This is a genomic window from Halopseudomonas nanhaiensis, from assembly GCF_020025155.1.
GTDB classification, from domain to species: Bacteria; Pseudomonadota; Gammaproteobacteria; order Pseudomonadales; family Pseudomonadaceae; genus Halopseudomonas; species Halopseudomonas nanhaiensis.
Window position 1 is genome coordinate 3,589,501 of sequence record NZ_CP073751.1, and the last position, 18,267, is coordinate 3,607,767.

The following is an 18,267-nucleotide window of genomic DNA, read 5'->3' on the forward strand; positions in this document are numbered from 1 at the left end:
TCTCCGTCGATGCTTTCTCAGCAGGTTCTGACTCCACGAGCTCAAGAAAGTCAGCGAAACGGAGGATTCGCGGTTGGACATTTCAGTGGCCCCACGGCCTGCGCTGCCCATGCACTACGCTATGAGGCGGACCCATTCACCAGCGAGGCAGACTCACATGGACTCGGTAACGGGCGGTTGTCTATGCGGCAAGGTGCGTATTGAAGCAATGGGTGAACCTGACCGGGTCGGCCTGTGCCATTGCCTGGATTGTCGCAAGCACCATGGCGCCCTGTTTCACGCGTCAGCGATCTATCCCGCTCAAGCGGTGACGGTGGATGGCGAGACGGGCAGCTATGCAGGGCGCTACTTCTGTCCGCAGTGCGGGTCGTCTGTTTTCTCGCGCTCGGGCGACGAGATAGAAGTGAACCTTGGCAGCCTGGATGAGACGGATCGCTTCGCCCCGAGTTATGAATTGTGGACGGTGCGGCGGGAGCGGTGGTTACCGGCATTTGTGGTTGAGCTGCGATACGAGCGGGATCGTGAACCGGACAATCATTCATGAGCGCTCAGGTCGGCGCTCCGGCTAAACACGCTCCAGGCGCTGGCAAAGCCGATCAATCCGTCCCGCTTTTTGTGCAGCCTAGATCAGGCCGTGCTCGCTCATGTAGTGCTGCACATAAGGGCAGGTCGGCTGCACCGTGTAGCCTTTCTCCTTCGCGTACGCCAGGGCGTGTTCGGTCAAGGCGGCGGCGATCCCCTGATCCTGCAGGCTTTCCGGCACGGAGGTGTGATACAGATCGAGTGTGTCCTGCCCCAGCTTTCGATAAGCAAGGCACGCCCTGCCGGCATCGCTTTCGAGGTAGAACTCGGATTGGTCGGGGTCGTGCGCTATATCAAAACTCATGACGCTCCCATGGCCGGCTGGGCCGGCTGCTAACTGGATGATTACGTCTCGCTTTGACCCCGGCGTTCTTGGGGCGTTTCGAAGGGAGGTGGGATGCGAGGAGGAAAATAAATCTGTCCCCCTCTGAGCCCTTGTCCCCCTGAGCCCTTCCAGCGCAGCCTGACCGAGCGGCAGAAGCAATGTTCCACCGCCCGGCATTCCTGCATCACTCGACCAGCGAAACCTGCTTCGGCGCGATCTTTAACTGAGCCAACCGATTCAGAAAATTCTGAATGTTCTTCTTCGCCGAGCCTTCATTGGCCATCCGCAGACGCTTAACGCCGGCGAAGGCATCGCCGACCGTGGCGGTGTGCGGGGCGACGACCGTTTCTTCCAGCAGGGTCTGGTTGGTCTGGGTGTCGACCAGGGTGTAGCGAATGCGGGTAGTGACGGTCATGTCCATGCCGAACAGGGGCTGGTCGACGCCGACGAGGGTGGCCTGGAGTTTGTAGCGGCCGTTATCGGAGTACAGGTTCTGGGCGGAGAGGCTGTCGCGCAGCGCACCGAAGAAGGCGTTGTTGCTGATTTCGGAAGTCCAGGCCGGGTTGGTTTCGCGGCCGCCAGAGACCGGTTCGACGTTGACGTTCTTGCTCAGTTCCTGGGCATAGGTGGCAGGCTGATAGGAGCGGTAGGTGATGTTTTCCTGCTTGGCGCCAGCGGCGCAACCGAACAGGTAGGTGCTTGCAGCGAGAATGGCCAACAGTTTGATGACGTTCATGTCGTGACTTCCGTGTTTTGGCAGATTTTTATTGTGGTGTTGCTGCGTACAGTCAGACGCAGACCGGCCCGGGCGGGCGACGATCGATCAGAAGGGAATCGTATCGGGCATCCTTGCCGAGGTTGGGGTGCGATAAAGCCGTTCGCAGTGGGGTGATAGTGCTATGAGATTTGTGGTTTTGCCAAGGGGGCGATTGCGACGGATCGGGTCGATATTCAAACTCGGCGATGTGGGGCATCGCGTCGCGCCGGGGGCGGCGCTCCTACAGGAGGGGGTGGGGCTGGCGCCATGCGCGTGTTACCTGAACAAACAAAAGCCCCGGTCTCGCGACCAGGGCTTTGTTTTTCAGAGCGGAAGACCTGAGAGTCCTTCGCTCTTGCTGCTACCTATTCCGGCTGAGTAGCGGTTACCGCATCGAGCGTAACCAGAGTCTGGGCCAGTGCGCGACCGTTCAGGGTCGCGCCAGTTTCCATAACGATCTGCGTCTTGCTCAGAAGGATACCTTGCAGCGTGGCGCCAGTACGCAGCGTCACCTGACCGGCTACCTGCCAGAAGACATTTTCTGCCCTGGCGCCGCCAGTCAGCTGTACGGCTACGCCGGAACCCAGCAACAGGTCCTGCTCGATTTGCATAATCCAGACGTCATTCGGGCCGCCGTCAAAGGTGACGTCCGACGTGGCCTGCACGCTGGTGCCCCACTTGTACAAGCCGGGAGCCATAGTTTCGCCGCTGATATCACCTGCACCCAGTTCGGTGGCTGCAGGGTTGGTGCGGCCCGCTGCGTTGGTGAAAGCCAGCTCCATGTCGCTGATTGCCGTGGTCAGATAGCTTGGCGTCGGGGCAGCCATGTTGGCAGCGAAGATCTTGCCGGTTACAAGGCTGGACGTAGAGAAGGTATCGGTAGCATCACGCGCCTGGCTGAAGCCGGTGATGGCTGCTTCGTCGATCGGGCTGACGCCGATGTCACCGGTAATAGCGGTGGTGCCGGTGGTGGTGATACCGGTTTTCGACAGAATCACGAAGTTGCCAGCGGTGCCCAACACAACCGGTTCCGGTCCGGCAGCCGGTACGAGACTGTTATCGGTGGTGAACTCAGCGGTTTGCCCAGCTGCCAGCGCATTGGCAGGGGTGGCCAGATCTGTAATTGCGGTGGTCAGCATCGCGATGTAAAGCGTACCGGGCAACAGGTCAGCGGTCGGATCGAAGATCGCCGTACTACCCAGGTAGCTGACCTCGCCGGGCACCGGATTACCCCCAGTCGTCAGCGTGAAGTTGCTGGCGGTAATGGTGGTGGGATCCATGCTTTCGGAGAAGGTCGCGGTGAGATTCCGGTTGATGGCTACCTGCGCATCGCCATCGAGCGGATCGAAGATAACCGTGGGTGCGGTGGTATCGACCGTATCGCCGGTGGTGAACTGCCAGCTGAGGCTGTTCCCCAGCGTGACGCCCGAAGCGCCTGCTACGTCGGTGGTCAGCGTGCCGGTATACAACGTGTTGTCCGTCAGGCCGCTGTCAGGCGTGAAGATCGCAGTGCGGGTAGCCGGGTCGTATGTGACACCGCCGACCACCGCAGGACCTGTCTCGCCTTGCAGCAGGAAGGACGTGCCGTTGATGGTCTGGCCGTCCATATCCTGGTTGAAAGTGACGGCAAGTTTTTTGTTGGTATCAACCGTGATGCTGTCACTGATCGGGCGCACCGCCTGGATCAGATCGGAGTCGCCGATCGGGTCGGAGGGCGTCGCCGTTGGGCTGTCGGTGCCTGGTGTACCTGGCGTGCCGGTCACGGGCGAGTCGCCGCCGGTGCCGGTGTTGTTGTCGCTGTTGCTGCTACTGCCGCCCAAACAACCGGCTAGCGATAAGCCGGACAGGACGATAGCGCTGGCGGCCAGCAATCTGGCGGCAGGAAGGAATTTTTTCATGTGAGTTACCTATGTTGGAAAGCCGACCACGTCACGCAATGTGCGGTGGCATCCGGTACCTGAGAGAAACTCGAATCTAAAACGGACGCTCAAGATCCCTGATTTGTTATCAGTAGAGTCCAGGGGTTATGAGATGGCGTCGGGGATGGGAGTCTGGCGCGATGTGTTCACTAGCCAGTTCGTTATACGCGCTATCCGAGAGAATAGGTGACTTATATTTGCGAGCGCCGGTGGAGGGGGATGTGTCCGCCAAGCCCGGACGATGCGAGCATCGCGTCGCGCCGGGGGCGACGCTCCCACACACCCTGGTCTGCGTCCCCTTGCGCACCGGCAAGACGCCGCGGCACTGTGGGAGCGGCGTCCTCGCCGCGATCGGGCACCGCCGGCGGCCGCGCGGCGCCAGCGCTGCGCGTACAGCACGGGTGCAGTCAGGCGCGGTGTGGTCAGCGGCGCAGACCGTACATGGCCTGTTCACTGATGGCGTGGTAGGCAGCGACCTTTTCGCGGAAGGCTTCCATCGAGTCCCGGACCTGCCGGGTCAGCTGATCGCTGTTGGCGGTCTCTTCGAGCACCTCGGTAGAGAGTTCACGCAGGCGGTCGAGTACCGCTTCGGGTAGCTGACGCAACTGCACGCGATGTTCGGTGACCAGGGTTTGCAGGGCTTCGGCGTTGCGGCGGGTGTATTCGTCGAGCATGGCCTGGTTGGTCGAACGTGCGGCCTGGCGGACGACGGCTTGCAAGTCGGCCGGCAGCCCGTCGAGTGCGGCCTGGTTGATGCTCAGTTCGAGCACGGCGCAGGGTTCCTGCCAGCCGGGGTAGTAGTAATATTTGGCCGCCTGATACAAGCCGAAGGCGAGGTCATTGTACGGGCTGACCCAGTCGGTGGCGTCGATCACGCCGGTTTCCAGCGCGGTGAAGATCTCGCTGCCGGGCAGATTGACTGTAGTGGCGCCAGCGCGGGCGAGCACTTCGCCGCCGAAGCCGGGCATGCGAATTTTCAGACCCTTGAGGTCATCGACGGTGTGAATTTCCTTGTTGAACCAGCCGGCCATCTGCACGCCGGTATTGCCGCAGGGTAGCGGCACCACGCCCATATCGGCATAAGCCTGCTGCCACAGCTCCATGCCACCGCCCTCGTACAGCCAGGCATTCATCTCCTGCGCGTTCATGCCGAAGGGTACGGCGGTAAAGAACGGCGCAGCCGGGCTCTTGCCCTTCCAGTAATAGGCGGCGCTATGACCCAGTTCAGCGGTGCCGTTCGATACGGCATCAAATACTTCCAGCGCGGGGACCAGCTCACCGGCGGCGAAAACCTGAACGCTCAGGCGGCCGCCGGATAGCGCGTTCACGGTATCGGCAAAGCGCTGCGCGGTGGTGCCCAGACCGGGGAAGTTCTTCGGCCAGGAAGTCACCATCTTCCATTTGTAGGTTTGCTGCTCGGTGGGCTCACACGCTCCTGCCGCCTGGTTCTGATTCTGGTTGTCGCCCTTGCATCCGGCGAGTGCCGCAGCGCCCAGACCAAGGCCGGCGGCGGTGAGGATTTGGCGTCTTTTCATGTCAGGCAGCTCCGGGCTTCAAGCGGCGGACTGCCTTCTGGTGCAGCGCCGAATTCGTCATGTTGTTTTGTGCTATTCGGTTCGCTCGTTCAGAGCGGCTCCAGCTTGGCATAGGCCACCATCAGCCACTTGCTGCCTTCGTCATCGAAGTTCACCTGAATCCGCGCCTGGGCGCCGTGGCCTTCGTAGTTGAGTACCACGCCTTCGCCGAACAGCGAATGCATGACGCGCTGGCCCAACGCGAAACCGGTGCTTTCGCTGGCTTCCTGCTGGAACATGTTGTTCTTCGGCCCGAACGGGCGGCTCACCTGGCTGCTCAGGCGCACTTCCTTGATCAGCTCCGGCGGGATTTCGCGGACGAAGCGCGAAACCTTGTTGAACGTTTCGCTGCCGTACAGGCGGCGGGTTTCGGCCCAGGTTATCACCAGCTGTTGCATGGCGCGGGTGATGCCCACGTAGGCCAGGCGACGCTCTTCTTCCAGACGGCCCGGCTCTTCCAGGCTCATCTTGTGCGGGAACAGACCCTCTTCCACCCCGGCGAGGAACACCAGCGGGAATTCCAGACCCTTGGCGCTGTGCAATGTCATCAGCTGCACGCTGTCTTCATGGCGGTCGGCCTGAGTTTCCCCTGCTTCGAGCGAGGCGTGCGCGAGGAACGCCAGCAACGTGTCGCCCTCCTGCTCCTCGTCGATGACTTCGTTCTCGAAACCGCGCGCGGCGGACACCAGTTCTTCCAGGTTCTCGACCCGGGCCTGACCCTTGTCGCCCTTCTCGTTCTCGTGAAAGCGCAGCAGCCCGCTGTGCTCGACGACCTGCTGGGTCATGCTGTACAGCGGCAGGCCTTCAACGCGCAGGGCAATGTCCTCGATCAGCTGCAGGAAGGATTGCACGGCGTTTCCGGCGCGGCCGGTCAGGCGCTTGAGGTCGATCAGATCGCAGGCTGACTGCCACAGCGAGACGTCCTGTTCGCGGGCGTGCTGACGCAGCAGCTCGACGGTTTTGTCACCAATGCCGCGGGTCGGCAAGTTGATGATGCGCTCCAGCGCGCCGTCATCGCCGCGGTTGGCCACCAGCCGCATATAGGCCATGGCGTTCTTGATCTCGGCGCGTTCGAAGAAGCGTTGGCCGCCGTAGATGCGGTACGGGATCGCTGCGCGCAGCAACGCTTCTTCCAATACCCGGGACTGGGCGTTGGAGCGGTAGAGAATGGCGATCTCGCTACGTGCCAGACCGCTGGCGATGCCCTGCTCGATGCGCTCGACGATGAAACGCGCCTCGTCCTGCTCGTTATAGCCGGCATAGAGCGCAATCGGGTCACCTTCGCAGCCGTCGGTCCACAGCTCCTTGCCCATACGCCCGGCATTGTTGCCGATCAGCGAGTTGGCCGCGCGCAGAATGCAGGCCGTCGAGCGGTAGTTTTGCTCCAGGCGGATCAGTTCGGCGTTGGGGTAGTCGGTCTGGAACTGCTGAATGTTCTCGATGCGTGCGCCGCGCCAGCCATAGATCGACTGGTCGTCATCACCCACCACCATCAGGCTCGGGTTTTTCCCGGCGATCAGCCGTAGCCAGGCGTACTGCACCGCGTTGGTGTCCTGAAACTCGTCGACCAGCATGTGCCGGAAGCGCGCCTGATACTGCTCGCGCAGACTGACGTTGTCGCGCCAGAGCTCGAGCGAACGCAGCAGCAGCTCGGCGAAGTCAACCACGCCGGCACGATCACAGGCCTGCTCGTAGGCCTGGTAAATGCGCTGCATGGTGGCGAGGAACACATCGCCAGCCGGCTGAATGTGTTGCGGGCGCAGGCCTTCGTCCTTCTGCCCGTTGATCCACCACTGCGCCTGGCGCGGCGCCCACTGGTTCTCGTCGAGGTTCAACTCGCGGATCACCCGCTTGACCAGGCGCAGCTGGTCGTCGCTGTCGAGGATCTGGAACTGCTCGGCCAGCCCGGCCTCGCGCCAGTGTGCCCGCAGCAGACGATGGGCCAGGCCATGGAAGGTGCCCACCCACATGCCCTGCGGGGAGATGCCCAGCAGCTGCTCGATGCGATGACGCATCTCGTAGGCGGCCTTGTTGGTGAAGGTCACCGAGAGCACGCTCCAGGGCGAGGCATTCTCGACCTGAATCAGCCAGGCGATGCGATGAACGAGTACCCGGGTCTTGCCGGAGCCGGCACCAGCCAGCACCAGTTGCTGGCCGACCGAGGCGGTCACGGCCTGCCGCTGGGCGTCATTGAGCGAGTTGAGCAGATGTGAAATATCCATCGGCGCATTCTACCAGCGACCACGCGAAGGCCGGAAGAAATCCGCCGGAGCCTTGTTCCAGACGCACTGGCTGCGTTTTTTCAGCGTTCGGGGGCTGTGCTGGCATCGAGCCCTCGTGTAAGGTGAACCACAGGGGAGCACTGCATACGCGTCGGTTGTTTGCGGTGAAGCGACGATAACAAGAAACGCTTAGCGTTCAGAGGAAGCACGTCACCATGGCGTTTCCGCAACAGGGATATCCGACAACGCAACAGAAGGACCTGCGCGTACGGCAGCTTGATCTGCTGTATGAGTATTCCCGTTTGCCTCAATGGCTGATCCTGCTTGCTGCGGTGGTCACGACCGTGCTCGTCTGGAATCAGGTCGGCCACACCATCCTGTTCAGCTGGCTACTTGCCCTGCTGGTGCTTGCCGGCCTTCGCAGCCAGCTGGTCAAGCGCTATCACGCTGCCAGCGATACACATCGTCTGCGCCTGCGCTGGCGCGCCCTGTTCTATCTAGGCAATGCGCTGACCGGCCTCAGCCTGGGCATCGGCCAGATCCTCATGGTCCCGCTGGACAATTTCGCCGTGCAGGCACCCGTCTACGGTTTGGCTAGCGGCGTGGGCATCTGCGTGGCGGTGATCTATGCCAACCGCTTCCTGGCCTTCGCCAGCTTTGTGGTGCCCACCTTCGCTCCTGCCACGCTCTACCTGCTCAGTCAGGATGACTCGACCAGCCCGTACTGGGGCATGATGGGTGTCACGCTGTTCGGCTGCATTCTGCTCGCCGGTGCCTTCATCAATCGTTCATCGCTGCGCGCGCTGATTGCCAGCGAACACAGCAATGCTCTGGTCAACCGGCTGGAGGAAGCGCGTCGTCAGGCCGAGGGTCTCAACCAGCAGCTGGCGCGCGAGATTCAGCAGCGCCGCCAGGCCGAGCAGAGCCTGCGCGAAAGCCACGACATCCTTGAACAGCGTGTCGATCAGCGTACCGCCGAGCTGGAAGAAGCCGGCCAGGCGCTCCGCTCAAGCCAGACCCAGCTGAGCCTGGCGCTCGAGGCGAGTGAGCTGGGCCTGTGGGACTGGGATCTGGCTTCCGACCGCGTGTATCACTCGCATGTGCAGGAAATCTTCGGGCTGTCACCGGATGCGGTACGCACCATGGAACAGGATCTGCGTCCGCTGATCCATCCGGAGGATGCCGAACCGGTGCGTCAGACCCTGGTACGGCATCTGAAGGACCAGACCTCTGCCTACCGCATCGAATACCGTGTGCGGCACGCCGATGGGCGCTGGGTCTGGGTGGAAGACAGCGGGCGTGCAGTCGAGCGCGACGCCGCGGGGCGAGTAAAACGGATGATCGGCACCCGCCGCGACATCACCGCCCGCCGCCACCAGGCCGAGGCTGCGCAGCTGGCCGCAACGGTCTTCGAGGCAACCTCCGACGGCATCTTCATCCTCGATCCGCAGTTGCACATCCTCACCGTGAACAAGGCGTTCAGTGTGATTACCGGTTACGCCCGAAGCGACGTACTCAGGCGGGCAATCATCAACATGGGTATGGAAAAGGACCGCGAGGACTTCGATCGCCTGCGCCAGTATCTGGCCGAGCAGGACCACTGGCAGGGCGAGCGGCTTGGCAAGCGGCGCAGCGGCGAGCTGTACCCGCAGTGGCTGCAGCTGGCCGTGGTGCGTGACAACCAGGGACTGGTGACACATTACGTCGGCTTCTTTGCCGACCTGACCACCCGCCGACAGACCGAGGAACAGGTCAAGTACCTGACCAATTACGATCCGCTGACGCAGCTGGCCAACCGCAACCTGTTTACCCAGCGGCTCAACGAGACCGCCGGACGCGCGCGCAAGACCGGTGAGCATCTGGCGCTGATGCATATCGACCTGGACCGCTTCAAGTACATCAACGACACGCTCGGACATGATGTGGCCGATCAGTTGCTGCGCACCGTCGCCGAGCGCCTCAATGATCTGGTGCCCGATGCGCAGATTCTGGCGCGGTTATCGGCCGACGAGTTCGTGGTGATCGTCGAGCAGCACACGGCGAAGGGAGAGCTGGCGCGCCTGGCCGAGCAACTGCTCGCAGGCCTCAAGAGACCGGTTACCATCGACGGCCATGAACTGGTGATCACCGCATCGATCGGCATCAGCCAGTTCCCGCAGACAGCGCGCGATGCCCTATTGATGATCACCCAGGCCAATCAGGCGATGCAGCACGCCAAGCATCTGGGCGGTAACAGCTTCCAGTTCTTCACCCGCGATCTGCAGTCCTACAGCATCGAACGCCTGCAGCTGGAAAACCAGCTGCGCAAGGCACTGGACGAGAATCAGCTGGTGGTGCATTACCAGCCCAAGCTGCATCTGGCCAGTGACCGCATCCGCAGCGCCGAGGCGCTGGTGCGCTGGAAGCACCCGCAGCGTGGCCTGGTGATGCCCGGTGAATTCATCGAAATGGCCGAGGAAACCGGGCTGATCCTGGCCCTGGGCGACACCGTGCTGCAACAGGCCTGCGCGCAGGCAAGCCGCTGGTATCACCAAGGTCCTGCACCGGTCGCGGTGGCCGTCAATCTATCGGTTCAGCAGCTGCGCCAGAGCCAGTTCGCCCAGCGTGTCCAGGGCATTCTTGACGAGTGCGATCTGCCCGCCGACATGCTCGAGCTGGAGCTGACCGAGAGCATGTTGCTGGAGCACTCCGATGAGGTTACGCGCAACATCGCCGAGCTTCAGAACATGGGCATCCGCCTGTCAGTGGATGACTTCGGAACCGGCTATTCCTCGCTCGCCTACCTCAAGCGCTTCCCGTTGCATACGCTGAAGATCGATCGCGGATTCGTGTCAGGGGTCAGCGAGGAAGGCCGCGACGCAGCCATTGTCCGGGCGATCATCGCCATGTCGCATAGTCTGGGCCTGAACGTGGTGGCCGAAGGCGTCGAGAATCACGCGCAGCTCGCCTTCCTCAAGCACAACGGCTGCGACGAAGTTCAGGGCTATCTGATCAGCAAGCCGCTTCCCGCCGGCGACTTCACTGCGTTACTGGAAAGCGAACACGCGACCACCTCGACCCTGTGACTCACGGTCGCCTTTTCGTCGGCCGACCGTCGAACCAGGCGTGGCCGCTGCGCTCGAGCAGACTGTCTGCGGCGTCCGGCCCCCGACTGCCGGCAGCGTAGCGTTTCGGCGTTCGGTAGTAGTCGTTCCAGCCGGCGATGATCGGATCGACCCACTGCCAGGCCGCCTCAATCTCGTCGCGGCGCATGAACAGCGTCGCATCGCCCTGGATAACGTCCAGCAGCAGGCGTTCGTATGCCTCCCAGCGACGCCGCTTGAATGCCTTGTCGAATTGCAGGTCCAGATCCACCTCCTGCAACAACATGCCGCGCCCCGGCGACTTGGCCATCAGCGACAGGCTGATGCTTTCGTCAGGCTGCAGCCGGATGACCAGGCGGTTGCCTGCAAGCTGATCATCGCTTTCCGGAAACAACCGGTGGGGCACCGACTTGAACTGCACGATAATTTCGGACTTGCGCTGCGACGTGGCCTTGCCGGTACGCAGGTAAAACGGCACGCCCGCCCAGCGCCAGCTGTCGACCTCCGCTCGCAGGGCGACGAAGGTCTCGGTATTGCTGTCGTGATCGACACTCTTCTCGAAATAGTAGGCCGGTAGCGCTTCACCGGCGCGGCTACCTTCGGAATACTGACCGCGCACGGTGCGGTCCTGCACATCCATGCCGGTGATCGGACGCAGCGCCTCGAGGACCTTGAGCTTTTCGTTACGGACCGCCTCGGGTTCGAAGTGCACCGGGGCTTCCATCGCAACCAGACAGAGCAGCTGCAAAAGGTGGTTCTGCACCATGTCGCGCATGGCGCCGGCCTGGTCGTAATAGTCCCCGCGGTTCTCCACGCCAACCGGTTCCAGCACACTGATCTGCACATGGTCGACATGCGCATTGCGCCACAGCGGCTCGAACAGGGCATTGCCGAAACGTAGCGCGAGCAGGTTCTGCACCGCCTCCTTGCCCAGGTAGTGGTCGATGCGAAACACCCGCGACTCGTCGAATACCTTCCCGATCTCGTCGTTGATGCCGTTGGCCGTACTCAGGCTTTCACCCAGCGGCTTCTCCAGCACGATACGAGCATCGGAATTGGCCAGGCCGACCGAATCGAGATGCCGCGCGATGACCGCGAACAGGTTGGGCGTGGTGGCGAGATAGAAGACCCGTACCCGTCCCGGCTCCGCCCCCAGCGCCTTGGCCAGGCGGGGAAACGCGACGCGTTGACCAGCATCGATGCTCAGATAGCTGAAGCGCTCGGCGAAAGCGTCCCAGATCGTGGCATCGAAATCAGCCTTGGCCACGTGTTGGCTGACATGACGTCGCATCAGACGCGCGTAGCTGGCGACATCATGTTCGGCACGGGCCAGTGCGACGATGCGGGTTCCGGGATGCAAATGGCGTTCGCGGTGAAGGTAATACAAAGCCGGCAGCAACTTGCGCATGGCCAGGTCACCGGTGCCGCCGAAGACGACGATATCGCATTCGAGTTGACTGTTGATGGACACGCAGGACCTCCATCAAGGGCAGTGAGGCGGGTTTTGTAGTATAACTACACGACCCCCCGAGGTTCGGGTCACCGAAGACTAACACGAAGCCGCCGTGAATCTGCTCCAGCACATCGCCGCCAGTCGCCAACAGTTACGCAAATCCGAGCTGAAGGTCGCCGATCACGTCCTCGCCCAGGCCGCGCAGGTCATGCATTCGTCGATGGCCGATCTGGCCCGCGAGGTGGGCGTCAGCGAACCGACCATCGTGCGCTTCTGCCGCGCGATCGGCTGCACCGGTTTCCAGGACCTGAAGCTGCGGCTGGCGCAAAGTCTGGCGGCAGGCGCCAACTTCGGCCAGTTCTCGATCAGTGAAGATGACAGCGTGGACGCGCTGTCGCACAAGATTTTCGACACCACGCTGGCGACCCTCATGGACGTTCGCGAACGCCTTGACCCGCGTGCCACTGAACAGGCCATCGAGGCACTCGCCTCCGCGCGGCGCGTGGAATTCTACGGTTTCGGCGCCTCCGGCGCGGTGGCCAGCGATGCGCAGCACAAGTTCTTCCGCCTGCAGGTCAGCACCGCGGCCTACTCCGATCCGCACATGCAGGCGATGTCGGCAGTGACGCTGGGGCCGGAGGACGTCGCCGTCGCCATCTCCCAGACCGGACGCACCAAGGATCTGCTGCACAGCGCCACGCTGGTAGTGGAAAGCGGAGCCAAACTGATCAGCCTGTGCCCCAGTCAGACGCCGCTGGCCGAGCTGGCGCAGGTGCATATTCCCATCGACGTGCCGGAAGATACCGATATCTACACCCCGCTTTCATCGCGCATCGCCCATCTGGTGGTGATCGATGTACTGGCGATGGGGTTGTCGATGCGCCGCGGGCCGGAACTGGTCAATCATCTGAAGAACGTCAAACGCAGTCTGCGTGGTCTGCGCCTGTCGACCCGCGCCGGCCAGCGCAGCCCGGACGCCCAGGAGTAACCATGCCGGTAGCCATGGCCCGTCACATTCTGGTCAAGACCGAAGCCGAGGCAGCGCAGCTGAAAAAGCGGCTGGCCGCCGGCGAGGCCTTCGACGTGCTGGCACGCAAGCATTCGCTCTGCGCTTCGCGCAAACGCGGCGGAGACCTGGGGGAGGTTCGCCCCGGCCAGATGGTCCGCGCGATCGATCAGATCATTTTCAGGAAGCCGCTGAAGACCATCCATGGTCCGGTGAAAACGCAGTTCGGCTACCACCTGGTGCAGGTGTTCTACCGCGACTGACACTGCTCAGCGCGTCATCCCGGTGCGCTCGTGCCAATCGGCCAGGGACTCCTCGGGATACACCGCATGGCATTTATCTCCCTCTTCAGCCTGAACCTCGACCCAGGACGCCCGCGAATCCAGCATTACATGCGTATGCTCGGGCGGCACCGGCAGCTCACTGTCTATTGCCGAGGCGAAGGGATGCACCAGCTCTGGCCAATCGGGGCTGAACAGCCACAGGCCGCTACCGCACAGGTGACAGAAGTGTCGCTCGGCACTGCTGGCACTCCCGTCCGGCATCTTCGCGTGGTAGACCGTGATGTTGTCCTTGCCGGTGACCTTCAACGTTGTCGCGTCACCGCCCAGGTTGATGGCATAACCACCCCCGCCCTGCGTCTTGCGGCAGATGGAACAGTAGCAGCGCTGGTACGGCGCAGGGTGCGCGCTGTCGAGCTCGAAGCGAACCGAACCGCAATGGCATGACCCTTCAAGTCGCATGGTATGACCTCACTGAAATTCAGCGCGGATGCGCGCCGAGCACAACCGCTTGATAACCCAGCCCAGAAGCAGGCAGAACAGCAGTGTCAATGCGGTGCCGAACATCATCCCTGGCATGGTCGGACCCTGCATCAGGGGTTCGTAGGCTGCCGCGCCTGCGGTCTGGAACGGTGCGGCCTGCCAAAGCATCAACACGCTGCCCAGTGCCCATAGCATGATCAGACCGAGCATGCCGATGAACACCAGCCTCGCCCAGTTGAAGCGCTTCAGCAGTCCGATGGCGGCGATCAGCGTGACCATCGAGACCAGCAGGTTGGACAAGGTCATCCAGGCCAGGTTGTCCAGCACGAAGGCGGACAATTCGCCAGCTTCACCCTGTTGACCGGCCACCGCTCGGTACTGGTCCAGCACATCGACCAAGGGCGGCCAGAACAGCAAGGCCAATGCCTGTACCAGCGCAATCGCCACGCTGACGCCGGAGAGGATCAGGAATATCCACGCCACACCCGTGACGAACCCGGATGGCACCACCACCTCCCCGGAGGTATAGGCCGCGTCAGCCACCAATCACCCCGCAGGCCACACGTGCGCCACCACCGCCCAAAGGCTCGGGGCTGTCGGAATGGTTGTCACCGCCGGCATGGACCATCAGTGCCCGGTCGGCAATGGCCGAAACCTTGTCCAGACGCGGCGCCAGCACCGGATGCTCGGCATTGCCACGCTCGTCGACATACAGCGCTGGCAGGTCGCCGAGGTGACCGTCGCCGTAAGGTCCTTCATGTTCGCCCGCTTTCTCGGGGTCGAAATGGCCACCTGCTGCTGCTGCAGCCGTCATGTCGCCGTCCTTCTCGGCCGGATCGCAGCTCGGATTTTCATGCACGTGAAAGCCGTGAATGCCAGGCTCCAGCCCCCGCAGATTCGGCTCGAACAGCAGCCCGTGCTCGGTTTCGCTGATCCGCACCACGCCGACGGTCTCCTGTTTGCCCTCGGCGCTGACCTTATGCATGGTCACTTCACGATCGGCAGCCTGGGCGACGCCCGCAGCCAATGCGGCGCATAACGCAACGCTAATCGGTAGTTTCATGATTGATCTCCTGCTGTGAACGGTACAGCTTGTGACCGGGTCGCTATCCAAGCGTTCAGATCGCCGGACCAACAGAAGGCCACATCTCACCGGTGCTACCGCCAGGGTGACTACGTCCTTCGAAGCGGCACTGAACATGGTCGATACGACGCCGTTCTACGCACATTGGAACGAGGCAGCGGCGAATCGGTCTGATGCAATTGAACCGGAGAGCGATCGCGCTTCGGACCATCAATCGCTTGGGAAATGATGGCCAATGCCGTATAAACGATCGGCACGACGCCCGACTCCCCGGGCCATGCTTCAGGGTGGCGAATGAGCAAGGTATTGATAGTAGAAGACGAAGCACTCATAGCCATGCTGCTCGAGGAAATGCTGGCCGATCGTGGCTATTCCGTCGCCGGCGTCGCTACCAGTGTCGAGGAAGGCGAGGACATGGCCAAGCGGCTGGACTTCGACGCTGCCATTCTCGATGTGAGCCTCAACGGCAGCTATGTATTCCCGGTTGCCGAACGTCTTGATGCCCGTGGCATTCCCTTCGTCTTCACTACCGGCTATGGCGAGGCCGGGCTGACTGAAGCCTGGGCGGACCGGCCGGTGTTTACCAAGCCGTATGACATTGGGGAGCTGACCGAGGCGTTGTCGCAGCTTATTCCCGCCTCCGTTTCCTGAATCTGCCGGGATCCTGATGACGGGCACCCGGGACGCTTCGTTCCCTATATTTCTTGGTGGCGGCGGACAGATGGGCGAGCAGATCCGCGCCCATAACTGGCCAAACACCCCTCTGGGTTCTCCCGCCGACTGGCCGCTGGCGTTGCAAACGTTGATCAGCGTTATCCTCGGGTCCAAGCAGGCGATGTTCGTGGCCTGGGGGCCTGAGCAGATTATTCTGTACAACGACGCCTACGCAAAGATGCTTGGCGGCAAGCACCCTGCTGCGCTCGGCGGACGCTTGCTCGAAGTCTGGAGCGACATCGCCGACGATCTGCGACCGATCGTCGACCAGACGTACCGCGGTCAACCGGTACACATGGATGACCTCAAACTGATTACGGAGCGACACGGCTACCCGGAGGAGACGCACTTCGCCTTCTCCTATACACCGGTGCGCGGCGAAGACGGCGACATAGCCGGCTTCTTCGCCGCGGTGGTCGAGACCACTTCCGAAGTCATGGCCGAACGCCGGATCAAGGAAGAAAGCGAACGTCAGCGCCAGCTGTTCGAGCGAGCCCCCGGCTTCATCGCAGCGGTCACAGGCCCCGACCATGTCTTCGAGTTCGTCAACCAGGCCTACCGCAGCCTCGTTGCGCGCGATGACCTGGTCGGCCGTACTGTACGCGAAGCGCTGCCTGAGCTTCAGGGGCAAGGCTTTGTCGAATGGCTCGACGACGTGCGAGTCACGGGCGAGCGCATGGTGCAGTTCGGTGTCAGCATCATGCTGCGGCGCGGCCTGGACGCGCGCCTGGAGCGCCGCTTCGTCGACTTCATCTACGAGCCCATCACCGACGATGCCGGTGTCGTGACCGGGGTGCTGGTAGAGGGGCACGATGTCACTAGCGCCCATCTCGCCCAGGAAGCTCTGCGTGCCAGCGAAGCCCAGTTTGAAGTGCTGGCGCAGGCCATGCCTAACATCGTCTGGACCGCGCGACCCGATGGCCACATCGACTGGTTCAACGAACGCGCCCATGCTTATGCCGGTGTGCCGATCGGCCGGCTCAGCCACGAGGTGTGGCGCACGCTGATTCACCCGGACGACATCGAAGCCGGCCGCCATACATGGCACGAGGCGCTGTCGACCGGAGTACCCTACGAGGACGAGCTTCGCATCCGCCGGCATGATGGCGAATACCGCTGGCACCTTGCACGCGGACTGCCCATGTATGGCGAAGATGGCATGCTGCTGCGCTGGATCGGCGCGAATACCGATATCCATGACCAGAGAACCGCGGCCGAGTCGCTGCGTGAGCTCAATGCAACCCTGGAAAGGCGCGTCGCAGAGCGGACCGTTCAGCGCGACCGGGTGTGGCGCAACTCGCGAGATCTGCTGGCGGTGGTGAATATCGACGGCACCCTGCGCTCGGTCAATCCAGCCTGGAACGACATCCTCGGCTATGCCCAGGACGAGGTAGAGGGCCGCAACTTTCTGGATTTCGTCTGGCCCGACGATTTCTCGCTATCGCAGTCCGAACACGACCGCGCCGCCAGCGACAATCTGACCAACTTCGAGAACCGCTTCCGTCATCGCGATGGATCAGCCCGCTGGATCTCCTGGCACACCTATGCCGAGAAAGACGCGATCTACGCCTATGGGCGGCATATCACTGCCGAAAAGGAACAGGCCGAGGCCCTGCGGCGTACCGAGGACCAGTTGCGCCACGCGCAGAAGATGGAAGCCATCGGTCAGCTGACTGGCGGGCTGGCGCATGATTTCAACAACATCCTCACCGGCATCATCGGCTCGCTGGAACTGATGCTGACCAGAATCACGCAGGGCAAGACCGATTCGCTGGCACGCTATGGTATGGCGGCCATGGGCTCTGCGCAGCGAGCCGCCGCGCTCACGCACCGACTGCTCGCCTTTGCTCGTCGCCAGCCGCTGGATCCCAAGCATGTCGACAGCAACCGCTTGCTGACCGGCATGGAAGACCTGCTCAGCCGAACGCTTGGTCCGCTCTACGATTTGCGCCTGAATTTTGCAGAGGCCCTCTGGGTCACCCGATGCGACCCCTATCAGCTGGAAAGCGCCGTGCTGAACATCGCCATCAATGCGCGCGATGCGATGCCCGATGGCGGGGTGCTGAGCATCGAAACGCTCAACGGTGCCTTTGACCAGCCGCAAGCGGCAACGCCACACGATGTCGCCCCTGGCGACTATGTAATGATCCGCATCACTGACTCCGGCCGCGGGATGGACCCGGAGGTCATCCAGCGCGCTGTCGAGCCGTTCTTCACCACCAAGCCCCAGGGCCAAGGCACGGGACTGGGGCTGTCGATGGTCTACGGGTTCGCTCGTCAGAGCGAAGGGTACCTAACGCTCGCTTCAACGCCGCACCGCGGAACCAGCATCACGCTTTACCTGCCGCGCTCCCACGGCACTGTCGAACCGCCTGCTGCCCTTGAGCTGGAACAACCGCGCGCCAGCGCCGCCCCCTGTCGTGTACTGGTGGTCGAAGATGAATCACTGGTACGCGAGCTGATTGTCGAAGCCTTGCTGGAACTGGGTTGCGATGTGGTGCAGGCAGCCGATGGACCCGCCGGCCTGCGCGCGGTCAGCGCCAAACAGCCGATCAAGCTGATGGTCAGCGACATAGGACTCCCCGGCCTGAATGGTCAGCAGATGGCAGAGCAGGCGCTACAACTGTATCCGGCACTGAAAGTGCTGATGATTACCGGCTATGCCGAGAACGCCACGCTCGCCGAGGGCTTTCTCAAGCCCGGCATGGCGCTGATGACCAAGCCGTTCTCCGTTGCGGCGCTCAAGCATCGCGTGGCGGACATGCTGCAGGAGCCCTGATCAGC

General features: G+C 62.3%; 15 protein-coding genes. 6 read left to right on the forward strand and 9 right to left on the reverse strand.

The features are described 5' to 3' along the window. Positions 1 to 157 precede the first annotated feature (157 nt). A complete protein-coding gene (locus tag KEM63_RS16610; protein ID WP_223653650.1) occupies positions 158 to 544 on the forward strand; it encodes a GFA family protein in 387 nt (128 codons plus the stop codon). Between the two features lie 78 nt (positions 545 to 622). Here the strand turns inward: KEM63_RS16610 and KEM63_RS16615 are convergent, their stop codons facing one another. The 5 genes from KEM63_RS16615 to uvrD form a co-directional block, all read right to left on the reverse strand. Beyond that, positions 623 to 886, reverse strand: a complete 264-nt coding sequence (locus KEM63_RS16615) for a GNAT family N-acetyltransferase (protein WP_223653652.1) — start codon at positions 884 to 886, stop codon at positions 623 to 625. 205 nt (positions 887 to 1,091) lie between these two features. Next, the gene (locus tag KEM63_RS16620; RefSeq protein ID WP_223653654.1) at positions 1,092 to 1,643 is read right to left on the reverse strand and encodes a hypothetical protein; all 552 of its coding nucleotides are present in this window, start codon (positions 1,641 to 1,643) and stop codon (positions 1,092 to 1,094) included. A gap of 386 nt (positions 1,644 to 2,029) precedes the next feature. Further along, complete coding sequence (locus KEM63_RS16625) at positions 2,030 to 3,562, reverse strand: ice-binding family protein (RefSeq protein ID WP_223653656.1); 1,533 nt, start codon at positions 3,560 to 3,562, stop codon at positions 2,030 to 2,032. 443 nt (positions 3,563 to 4,005) lie between these two features. Beyond that, entirely contained in the window at positions 4,006 to 5,118 is a 1,113-nt protein-coding gene (locus tag KEM63_RS16630; RefSeq protein WP_223653658.1) for a TRAP transporter substrate-binding protein, read from the reverse strand. 89 nt (positions 5,119 to 5,207) lie between these two features. Continuing rightward, positions 5,208 to 7,379: a DNA helicase II gene (gene uvrD / locus KEM63_RS16635; protein ID WP_223653659.1), complete on the reverse strand. Its 2,172-nt coding sequence runs from the start codon at positions 7,377 to 7,379 to the stop codon at positions 5,208 to 5,210. A gap of 215 nt (positions 7,380 to 7,594) precedes the next feature. Between uvrD and KEM63_RS16640 the strand changes: the two genes are divergently transcribed. Continuing rightward, positions 7,595 to 10,444, forward strand: coding sequence for a putative bifunctional diguanylate cyclase/phosphodiesterase (locus KEM63_RS16640; RefSeq protein WP_223653661.1), 2,850 nt, complete (start codon positions 7,595 to 7,597; stop codon positions 10,442 to 10,444). Position 10,445: 1 nt separating this feature from the next. Here the strand turns inward: KEM63_RS16640 and zwf are convergent, their stop codons facing one another. Next, positions 10,446 to 11,933, reverse strand: coding sequence for a glucose-6-phosphate dehydrogenase (gene zwf / locus KEM63_RS16645; RefSeq protein WP_223653663.1), 1,488 nt, complete (start codon positions 11,931 to 11,933; stop codon positions 10,446 to 10,448). A gap of 94 nt (positions 11,934 to 12,027) precedes the next feature. On the opposite strand from zwf, the gene hexR reads away from it, so the two are divergent. Both hexR and KEM63_RS16655 read left to right on the forward strand, forming a co-directional pair. Beyond that, on the forward strand, positions 12,028 to 12,903 hold the full coding sequence (hexR, locus tag KEM63_RS16650; protein ID WP_223653665.1) for a transcriptional regulator HexR: 876 nt from the start codon (positions 12,028 to 12,030) through the stop codon (positions 12,901 to 12,903). Positions 12,904 to 12,905: 2 nt separating this feature from the next. Next, positions 12,906 to 13,184: a peptidylprolyl isomerase gene (locus KEM63_RS16655; protein WP_223653666.1), complete on the forward strand. Its 279-nt coding sequence runs from the start codon at positions 12,906 to 12,908 to the stop codon at positions 13,182 to 13,184. A 6-nt stretch (positions 13,185 to 13,190) separates the two neighbouring features. Here KEM63_RS16655 and KEM63_RS16660 read toward each other — a convergent pair whose 3' ends face one another. From KEM63_RS16660 to sodC, 3 genes are read right to left on the reverse strand one after another with little or no spacing between them, the layout of a single operon-like run. After that, positions 13,191 to 13,664, reverse strand: coding sequence for a GFA family protein (locus tag KEM63_RS16660; RefSeq protein WP_223653668.1), 474 nt, complete (start codon positions 13,662 to 13,664; stop codon positions 13,191 to 13,193). Between the two features lie 9 nt (positions 13,665 to 13,673). Beyond that, positions 13,674 to 14,228 carry a hypothetical protein gene (locus KEM63_RS16665; RefSeq protein WP_223653669.1) on the reverse strand — a complete coding sequence of 185 codons (555 nt, stop codon included), beginning with the start codon at positions 14,226 to 14,228 and terminating at the stop codon, positions 13,674 to 13,676. Beyond that, positions 14,221 to 14,748, reverse strand: a complete 528-nt coding sequence (sodC, locus tag KEM63_RS16670; protein ID WP_223653670.1) for a superoxide dismutase family protein — start codon at positions 14,746 to 14,748, stop codon at positions 14,221 to 14,223. Before sodC ends, KEM63_RS16665 begins: the two co-directional genes overlap by 8 nt. Positions 14,749 to 15,063: 315 nt before the next feature. Between sodC and KEM63_RS16675 the strand changes: the two genes are divergently transcribed. Next, positions 15,064 to 15,420 carry a response regulator gene (locus KEM63_RS16675; RefSeq protein WP_223653671.1) on the forward strand — a complete coding sequence of 119 codons (357 nt, stop codon included), beginning with the start codon at positions 15,064 to 15,066 and terminating at the stop codon, positions 15,418 to 15,420. 16 nt (positions 15,421 to 15,436) lie between these two features. Next, positions 15,437 to 18,262, forward strand: a complete 2,826-nt coding sequence (locus tag KEM63_RS16680) for a hybrid sensor histidine kinase/response regulator (protein ID WP_223653673.1) — start codon at positions 15,437 to 15,439, stop codon at positions 18,260 to 18,262. The last annotated feature ends 5 nt before the right edge of the window (positions 18,263 to 18,267 follow it).